Here is an 8,439-nt window from a genome sequence, read left to right on the forward strand (position 1 = left end):
CCCGACCACCGCGGCGAGCAGCACCCGCGGGCCGGGCGCCGGCCCCGGGCGGCGGGCCCGCGAGCCCCGGGGCGTCCGCCGCCGGGCGGTGCCGACCGCGGTCGTGCCGGCAGTGGTGGTGGCGGCGGCCATCTACAGCTCCACCGGGTCGTAGACGGTCCGCCACGGGCGCACCTCGTGCGCGATCCGCTTGATGTTGATCAGGTGCAGCGGGGTGACGTTGTCCGAGCAGATCGAACCGCTCCAGGTGCCGGTACCGAGCTGGAACGACGGGTCGACCTCGGTCGAGTAGCCCATCCCGCCGAACAGCGCCGGAGTGTTGATCACGATCCGGCCGGCCGGCAGCGCGCCGAACGGGGCGATCTCGGCCGGATCGGCGGCGTGCACGGCGGTGGTGTGCCCCTCGCCGTCGAGCGCCAGGATCTCCCGGCACCGCCGCCATCCGGCCGCGGCGTCGGGCACCTGGTACACCGACAGCACCGGGCCGAGGATCTCCCGGGACAGCGGGGTGTCCGCGCCGACCGTGTCCAGCCGGCAGGCGAGCACCCGGGTCGACGACGGCACGGTGAACCCGGACAGCTCGGCCAGCCGGACCGCGGTCTGCCCGACCGAGGCGGGTCGCATCGCGCCTCGGTCGTCGAACAGCACCCGGGCCAGCGCGGCCTGCTGGGGCGGGTTCATCCAGTAGGCGCCGCGCTCCTCGAAGGCCGCGAGGAACGCGGGCGCCACCGCGTCGACGACGACCACGGACTGCTCGGCCACGCAGGCCGTCCCGTTGTCGAAGGACTTCGAGGTGATGATCATCTCGGCGGCCTCGGCCGGGTCCGGCACGCTGACACCGACGTAGGCGGGCACGTTCCCGGCACCGACCGCGATGGTCGGCTTCCCGCTGGAGTACGCGGCCCGCACCATCCCCGGGCCGCCGGTGGCGAGCACCAGGGCGATCTCGTCGCGGCTCATCAGCTCGCGGGTGGCCGGCAGGGTCGGGTTCTCCAGGCAGGACACCAGCCCCTCGGGCGCACCGGCGGCGACCGCGGCCTCGGCCATCACCTGCACGGCGCGCAGCGTGCAGCGCGCCGCCCGCGGATGCGGTGCGTGCACGATCGCGTTGCCCGACTTCACCGCGGCCAGCGACTTGAACAGCGCCGTCGACGTCGGGTTGGTGACCGGGATGATCCCGGCGAGCACCCCCATCGGGGACCCGACGGCGGTGACCCGGGCGTCGTCGTCGACCCAGAGCACGCCGACCGCCCGCCGCTCGAGCATCCACTTCGCGACGAAGCCGGTGTTGTAGCGGTTCTTGTAGATCTTGTGCTCGTAGACGCCGTACCCGGTCTCGTCGACGGCGAGCCGGGCGAGCTCCTCGGCGGCCTTCGTCCCGGCCAGTGCCATCGCCCGCACGTAGCGGTCGAGCGTCTCCTGGTCGGTCCCCTCCAGCTCGGCGAACGCCGCGGCGGCGGCGCGGACCTTCGCCCGCACGTCGGCGATTCCGGCCAGGTCGGCGTCGAGCCGTGGATCGGGGGCGGTGGCTGCGGTCATCTCCACACCTCGGGTTCGTCAGTGGTCGACGTGGGCACGCCCGGCCGCCGCTCCGGCGGGACGCCGGGGCGGTGCGACGGACGGGGGTGGGAGCGGCTCAGCCCTTGGGCCGGGTCAGGACGGCGAGGATGCCCTCGGTCTCGTCGTGCGGCCGCGGGATGACGTGCACCGACACCACCTCGCCCGCCTTCTCCGCGGCGACCGCGCCGGCGTCGGTCGCGGCCTTCACGGCGCCGACGTCGCCCCGGACCATCACCGTCACCAGACCGCCGCCGATCTCCCGGTGCCCGAGCACCTGCACGTTGGCGGCCTTCACCATCGCGTCGGCGGCCTCGATGGCACCGACCAGCCCCTTGGTCTCGATCAGGCCCAGCGCGCCGCGCAGGGCGGGGGCGGCCGGGGTCGCAGTCGTCGGAGCCATGGCGTCCTCCTGGTGTGATTCGGTTCAGGTCTTCTGGTAGCTGACGGTGCCGGAGCGGACGACGGTGTCCGCGATCCCGACGACGGCCAGGTCGGTGGGCACGTCCGCGCCGGCGGCCACCCGGGCCGCCCCGCCGGTCACCACCAGCACGATCTCGCCGACCCCCGCACCGACGGTGTCGACGGCGACCAGGGTCGGGCCGCCGTCCCGCTCGGGATCGTCGGCGGCGGCCTCCTGCACGAGCAGCAGCGTGAACCGCTCGAGCCCGGGGCCCTTGATCGTCGAGACGACCTGCCCGAGCACCTTGGCCAGCCGCATGCCCGGGCCACCTCCGTCGGTAGACACGTGGTGGCCGGGCGTGCGCCGGACCACCGCTGGCCGGGACAGTAGGTCCGGCACGTTCCCGCGGGCCTTATCCGTCCGGGACAACGTCACGGCCGGTCGTTGTCCATCGGCGCTGTGGCCGGGCGGGGGTCCGCACGGGAGCGTGCTGGATGTCAGGCACAGCCCCGTCGCCCGGCGGCCGGGCCCGCACGCGCCAGGAGGTTCACCGGTGATCCGCCCCGAGGACGCACAGTTCCACGCCCCGACCAGCGACGACCCGCTCTGGGCCGAGACCAACTACTTCGGCCTGTACGCCGGCCAGGACACCGACCGGCCGCTCAACATCGGTCTGTACGGGCTGTTCCGGGAGCCGCTCGGGGTCGTCGGGTCGACGGTCTCGGTGAACAGCCGCCGGGTCACCGCGCCGTGGGAGGCCGAGTACTGGGACGCCTGGGAGCACCTGGTCGTGCCGCAGCCGTCGAACCTGCTCGACTACGAGCTGGCGAACGGGCTGAAGGTCGTCGCCACCGACCCGCACCGGATCTGGGACGTGTCCTACTCGGACCCGGCCGCCGACCTGGAGATCCGGTTCCGGTACACGGCGTTGCACGAGCCGTACGACATCAACGACCCGGACCAGGACCCGCTCGCCGCCGACCGGGACATGGCGAAGACCTGGGGGCACGCCTACGCCGGGCACTTCGACCAGACCGGGCACTACGAGGGCGAGATCCGGCTGCGCGGGCGGACCACGCCGATCGACTGCGTGTCCACGATGGACCACAGCTGGGGGGTGCGGGCGGAACGGCAGACCTCGCGGCTGAGCTGGCTGCACGCGCACGTCGGCCCGGAGCTGGCCCTGCACGGGCTGTTCGACTTCAGCACCGAGAACGGGCCGGACGGCGAGTCGCCGCTGCGGCTCACCCACGGCTACGTCCTGCACGACGGCGAGCTGCGCGGCCTCAAGGCGGGCTCGGGCCTGACCAAGCGGTCCCGGCTCTACCCGGAGCAGATCTCGATCAGCGTCACCGACTCGGCGGACCGGGTGTGGGAGGCCGAGGGGCAGGCGCTGACGTCGTTCCCGTGGCAGTCCCAGCCGGGCGTCGTCGGGCACAACGCGCTGCTGCGCTGGACGCTCGACGGGCGGACCGGGTACGGCGAGTGCATGGACTTCATCGGCATGGGCGAGCTCGGTGCGATCTACGACCGGGTGCACGGCGGCTCGTGAGCACGGCATGAACGCGCCCCCCGCGACGCCCCGGGCCGAGGCGGTGCTCTTCGACCTCGACGGCACGCTGGTCCAGACCCGCATCGCGTCCTGGACGGTGTTCTCGACGATCAACGACCGGTTCGGGCTCGGCGTCGACGGCCCGGAGCAGTACTTCGACCTGTTCCGCGGCAACGTCTACGACTCGATCGCGAAGCTCTGCCGGGACGAGGAGCAGGCCGCCGAGGTCAAGGAGGCGTTCCTGGCGCTGCTGCGCGCGGAGTACTCGCCGCCGCTGGTGCCCGGCGTCGGCGACGTGGTGCGGCGGCTGGCGGGGCACTGCACGCTCGCGGTGATGTCGTCGAACGCGATGCAGGTGATGCGCCGCGTGCTGACCGACAACGACCTGGCGTTCTGCTTCGCGCACGTGTTCGGCGGCGACGTGATCCCGGACAAGCGGGCCGCGGTGCGGACCTTCCTCGCCGACTCGGCGAACACCTTCGGCCGCCGCTGCTCCGCCGACTACGACGAGGGCGGCCTGCGCCAGGCCCCCGATCTCGCCAGCACGGTGCTGGTCACCGACACCGCCGGGGACGTCCGGGACGCGGTCGAGGTCGGGATCCGCGCGGTGGGGGTCGCCTGGGGGATGCACCCGGCCGAGGAGCTCCTCGCGGCCGGCGCCGAGTTCGTCGCGCTGTGGCCGCAGGAACTCACCGCACACCTGCTCGGCGACGCCGCGACCCTGCCCCCGGGCGGAGCCTGCGCCATCCCGGCGGCCGGGGCTCAGGCCGGCACCGCCGCGGACCCGGGCCCGGTCGCCACCGGCGGCTGCGGGTGCGGCTGCGCCGGGGAACCCGACCCGGCGGCCGCCGGACGGGTGCGCCGCGACCGGCGGCGGACCGCGGCCGGCACCCGTGCCGCCACGGGACCCGAGGCCCCTGGCCCGACCGCGGCCCGGCCCGGCCCACCGGACGAGATGCTCGACGCGGTGCGGCGGGTGATGCGCAGATGAGCGCGCACGAACTGGAGGGCGCGTTCAACTTCAGGGACCTGGGCGGACTGCACGCCGGGCCGGACCGGCGGGTCCGGCCCGGCGTGCTGTTCCGCAGCGACACCCTGCAGGCGCTCACCCCGGCCGACGTCGATCACCTCACCGACGTGCTGGCGCTGGAGCTCGTCGTCGACCTGCGGATCGGCCCCGAGGCCGTCGAGGAGGGCCGCGGCCCGCTCGCGGCCCGCCCGGTCAGCTACCTGAACGCCCCGCTGCGCGACCTGCCGGTCTCCGACCTGCCGGCCCGCGAGCAGTCGCTGTTCTTCTACCGGGAACACCTGTCGTCGCCCGCGTCGCCGCTGGCGACGATCGTGCGCGTGCTGTGCGCGATGGCGGGCCGCCCGACCCTGCTGCACTGCGCCGCCGGGAAGGACCGGACCGGCCTGGTGTCGGCGATGACGCTGCGCCTGCTCGGCGTGGACGACGACGACATCGTCGCCGACTACCTGCGATCCGGGCCGAACATGGCACGCGTCATGGACCGGTTCCGGACCTGGCCGCGCTACCGGGATCACATGGGGACCGTCCCGTCCGAGGTCTACCAGGCGCAGGAGTACACGATCCGCGGGTTCCTCACGGCCCTCGACCGGGACCACGGCGGCGCAGCCGGCTGGGCGGGGCGGCGCGGGATCGGAGCGGCGGAGCTGCAACGGCTGCGCGACGGGCTGCTGGTGCCCACCGGCTGAAGCAGGAGCGGGCCGGACCCGGGTACCTCCCGGGCCCGGCCACCGGGCTCATCCGGCCTGCGCCGCCTTGCCCAGCGCCAGCACCAGCGGGCGTGCCCCGTCGGCGTCCACCGCGAAGCGCCGGAACCCCAGACCGAACAGCTGCGCGGCGGCCTCCTCGGGGACCTCACCGGACAGCCGCATCCCGACGGTCCGGCCGTCCCGCACCGCGCCCGCGACGCCGTCGAGCAGCCCCCGCACCACCTGGTCGAGCTCGGTCCGCGGGTCCACCGCGAGCAGGCCGCGGCGGAGGTACCCGTCGAGCGGCTCGGCGGTGAGCAGCTGGCGGGCCGGGATCCCGAACACGGCGGCCTGCAGCGCCCGGACCTCCACCCACACGACGTCGACGGCGGCCGCGATCCGTGACGCGCCGGCGACGGCCCGCGGGCTGGTCAGGTAGGCACCGACCGAGACCGCGACCGGGCCGCCGGACCCGCCGCCGGACTCCTGCGCGGCCTCGCCGGCGATCGCGCGCAGCGCCGCGGCCTCCGCCGGGTCGCAGACGTGCCGCAGGGCCAGATGCACCCCCGAGGTGCGGCCCGCGGCGGCCGCGGCCCGGGCGAGTCCCCGCAGCTGGGCGCGGACCAGCGCCGGACGGCCGAGCGGCATCGCCAGCTCCGGGTGCCGGGTGGTGACCGCGGTCTGCTGCAGCATCTCGCGCGCCTCGTCGGCGACCAGATCGATCGCGCGGACCCCGACCTCGAGATCCCCGGCGGCGGCGAGCAGCGGGGTGAACTCCTGCTCGACGAGCTCGGCGACCCGGTCGAACGGGCCGTCCATCTCGGCGTCGTCGAGCAGCCGGCGGACCAGGCCGTCGATGTGCCCGGTCGCCGCGAGGACGTCGTCGACCGCGGTGACCAGCCCGTGCGCGCCGGCCTCCCGGGCGTACTGCACGTCGGCCGGCAGCGTCACCCGGACCAGCACCTCGCAGCCGGACGACTCGGCCGCCGTCGCGAGCACCGAACCGAGCGCGCCGGTGGCGACGGCCGGCGTCGCGGTGCTGATCCGGCCGAGCAGGAGCTCGCCGCCGGCGCCGTCCAGCGAGACCTCGTCGCCCTCGGCGACGGTCCGGCCGTCGATCGTCAGGGTGCGGGCCGCACCGTCGACGACGATCGCCCCGGCGCCGACCACGCAGGCCGTCCCGAGCGCCCGCGCGACGACGGCCGCGTGGCTGGTCGAGCCGCCGGTCGCGGTCACGATGCCGCGGGCCGCGATCATGCCGTGCAGGTCGGCGGGGCTGGTGACGGCGCGGGCGAGGATCACGTCCTCCCCCGCGTCGGCCCGCTCCTTCGCCCGGTCGGGATCCAGCACGAGCACGCCGCTCACCTGCCCCGGACAGGCCCCGATGCCGGTGGTGAGCACCCGGCCCGCGGCGCGGGCCCGATCGATCTCGTCGGTGTCGAACCCGGGCCGCTGCACCTGCCGGACGTGCTCCGGGGTGAGATGGCGCAGCGCCGCGGCGGTGCCCACCTCGCCCTCGGCGAGGAAGTCGGCGGCGATCCGCACCGCGGCCTCCGGGGTCCGCTTGGCGCTGCGGACCTGCAGGAAGTAGAGGACCGACCGCTCGACGGTGAACTCGATGTCGAGCACGTCGCCCTGGCTGCGTTCCAGCTCGGCGCAGGTCCGGCGCAGCTCGTCGAGCAGCCCCGGGGCGAGCGCGCGGTCGACCGGATCGGGCGTCCGGGTGCCGGCGACGACGTCCTCACCCTGGCTGTGCGCCAGGTACTCGCCGAACAGCCCCGGTTCACCGGTGGCCGGGTTCCGGGTGAACACCACGCCCGAGCCGGAGTCGTCGGAGAGGTTCCCGAACACCATCGACTGCACGACGACGGCGGTGCCCAGGTCGTGCGGGATCGCGTGGAACTCGCGGTAGGTGCGGGCCCGGCGGGTGTTCCAGGACCGGAAGACCGCCTCGACCGCGCCGAAGAGCTGGGCGCGCGGATCGGCCGGGACGGACTCGCCGTCGGAGGCGGCGAGCGCCTCCTCGCAGGCCCGCCAGATGCGGTCGTGGACCTCGCCGGCGTCGTCGCCGGGGCGCACCTGCGCGACGATCTCGTCGATGCCCTCCCCGGGATCGAGCGCGCCGAGCACGGTCTCGGCGTACATCGCGTGGAAGCGGGCGGTCAGGTCGGCGACGAACCGGCTGTCCCCGGTGGCCGCGCCGAGCGCGACGGCGGCGGCCCGGTCGAGCCCGAGATTGAGGATCGTGTCCATCATCCCGGGCATCGAGACCGGCGCGCCCGAGCGCACCGACAGCAGCAGCGGGACCGGCCCCGCGCCGAACGTCTTCCCGGTCCGCCGCTCCAGCTCCGCCAGCCGGGTGGTGATCTCCCCGGCCAGGCCGTCGGGCAGCGCGCCCTCGCGCAGGTAGCTCCGGCAGGCGGCGGTGCCGATGACGTATCCCGGCGGGACCCGCAGCCCCTGCTGGCTCATCCGGGCCAGTCCGCTGCCCTTGCCGCCGAGCCAGTCGACGTCGGCCGGGTCCGCCTCGGCGACGGTGCGGGTGAGACCCGCGGATGCGGTCACGGTGCCCGGCCCGGTCACTCCGCCCGCTCCCGGCCCAGCGTCCGCAGCAGGTCCTCGTGGAACTCGAACCAGATGTTGTGCACGGAGTCGATCGTCGGCGACGACACGAACTCGTGCTGCCCGCGGTCGATCGACCCGAGTGCGGCGGCGAACCGCTCCGGGTAGCGGGCGAACCGGGCGTCGTGCCCGGCGAGCGCGTCGAGCAGCGGGGTCAGCCGGGCGACGAGCTTCTCCAGCCGGGCGACGACCTTGTCGTCGTAGTCCGGGTCGGAGTGGTCGTTGGTGACCTTCCGCCCGCCGACGTCGATCTGCTGCCAGGACGACATCGTCGTCAGGAACCGGGCGTTGGTCGTCTCGAACCGCTCGACGAGCGCCAGCACGTCGGCGTCGGAGCGCACCCCGGCGTAGAACCGGGCCGCGGCGGCGGTGAGCGCCGGCTCGGCGTCGTCGGTGGGCAGGACCGATCCGCCCGCGACGACGACCAGGCCCAGGCCGGTCAGCCGCTCCAGCACCGCGTCGACCCGGTCCGGGGCGACCCCGGAGGCGGTCGCGACGACCTGGGTGGTCGCCATCTTCTTCAGCGCGACGACGTCGAGCACGTCGTAGTCGGTCTTGTCCAGCACGACTGCGGTCATGGGGCTCCCTT

Annotated in this window: 8 protein-coding genes; 3 read left to right on the forward strand and 5 right to left on the reverse strand. The window is 74.8% G+C overall.

Translation table 11 applies throughout. The annotated features are described in order from the left end of the window. Window positions 1-132: 132 nt before the first annotated feature. From ABD160_RS06410 to ABD160_RS06420, 3 genes are all read right to left on the reverse strand, one after another. Window positions 133-1,539 carry an aldehyde dehydrogenase family protein gene (locus ABD160_RS06410; protein WP_344019369.1) on the reverse strand — a complete coding sequence of 469 codons (1,407 nt, stop codon included), beginning with the start codon at window positions 1,537-1,539 and terminating at the stop codon, window positions 133-135. Between the two features lie 97 nt (window positions 1,540-1,636). After that, window positions 1,637-1,960, reverse strand: a complete 324-nt coding sequence (locus tag ABD160_RS06415; protein WP_344019371.1) for a BMC domain-containing protein — start codon at window positions 1,958-1,960, stop codon at window positions 1,637-1,639. A gap of 24 nt (window positions 1,961-1,984) precedes the next feature. Continuing rightward, window positions 1,985-2,278, reverse strand: coding sequence for a EutN/CcmL family microcompartment protein (locus ABD160_RS06420; protein WP_344019373.1), 294 nt, complete (start codon window positions 2,276-2,278; stop codon window positions 1,985-1,987). A 235-nt stretch (window positions 2,279-2,513) separates the two neighbouring features. Here ABD160_RS06420 and ABD160_RS06425 point away from each other — a divergent pair, with 235 nt between their 5' ends. The 3 genes from ABD160_RS06425 to ABD160_RS06435 are packed head-to-tail and all read left to right on the forward strand — an operon-like array spanning window position 2,514 to window position 5,228. After that, window positions 2,514-3,512, forward strand: a complete 999-nt coding sequence (locus tag ABD160_RS06425) for a DUF7064 domain-containing protein (protein ID WP_344019375.1) — start codon at window positions 2,514-2,516, stop codon at window positions 3,510-3,512. A 7-nt stretch (window positions 3,513-3,519) separates the two neighbouring features. Beyond that, the gene (locus ABD160_RS06430) at window positions 3,520-4,503 is read left to right on the forward strand and encodes an HAD family hydrolase (protein WP_344019377.1); all 984 of its coding nucleotides are present in this window, start codon (window positions 3,520-3,522) and stop codon (window positions 4,501-4,503) included. Continuing rightward, window positions 4,500-5,228: a tyrosine-protein phosphatase gene (locus tag ABD160_RS06435; RefSeq protein ID WP_344019379.1), complete on the forward strand. Its 729-nt coding sequence runs from the start codon at window positions 4,500-4,502 to the stop codon at window positions 5,226-5,228. The genes ABD160_RS06430 and ABD160_RS06435 overlap by 4 nt, the downstream gene beginning before the upstream one ends. Window positions 5,229-5,276: 48 nt before the next feature. Here ABD160_RS06435 and ABD160_RS06440 read toward each other — a convergent pair whose 3' ends face one another. Both ABD160_RS06440 and ABD160_RS06445 read right to left on the reverse strand, forming a co-directional pair. After that, complete coding sequence (locus ABD160_RS06440; RefSeq protein ID WP_344019381.1) at window positions 5,277-7,793, reverse strand: pyruvate, phosphate dikinase; 2,517 nt, start codon at window positions 7,791-7,793, stop codon at window positions 5,277-5,279. Window positions 7,794-7,807: 14 nt separating this feature from the next. Next, on the reverse strand, window positions 7,808-8,428 hold the full coding sequence (locus tag ABD160_RS06445) for a hypothetical protein (protein WP_344019383.1): 621 nt from the start codon (window positions 8,426-8,428) through the stop codon (window positions 7,808-7,810). Window positions 8,429-8,439: the final 11 nt, after the last annotated feature.

The sequence above is a fragment of the Pseudonocardia kongjuensis genome (genome assembly GCF_039526905.1).
Taxonomy (GTDB): Bacteria; Actinomycetota; Actinomycetes; order Mycobacteriales; family Pseudonocardiaceae; genus Pseudonocardia; species Pseudonocardia kongjuensis.

Coding starts and splice junctions, on each gene's coding strand:
- ABD160_RS06420 (WP_344019373.1), bottom strand. CDS start 2,278: ATGCGGCTGGCCAAGGTGCTCGGGCAGGTCGTCTCGACGATCAAGGGC.
- ABD160_RS06430 (WP_344019377.1), top strand. CDS start 3,520: ATGAACGCGCCCCCCGCGACGCCCCGGGCCGAGGCGGTGCTCTTCGAC.
- ABD160_RS06445 (WP_344019383.1), bottom strand. CDS start 8,428: ATGACCGCAGTCGTGCTGGACAAGACCGACTACGACGTGCTCGACGTC.
- ABD160_RS06415 (WP_344019371.1), bottom strand. CDS start 1,960: ATGGCTCCGACGACTGCGACCCCGGCCGCCCCCGCCCTGCGCGGCGCG.
- ABD160_RS06435 (WP_344019379.1), top strand. CDS start 4,500: ATGAGCGCGCACGAACTGGAGGGCGCGTTCAACTTCAGGGACCTGGGC.
- ABD160_RS06410 (WP_344019369.1), bottom strand. CDS start 1,539: ATGACCGCAGCCACCGCCCCCGATCCACGGCTCGACGCCGACCTGGCC.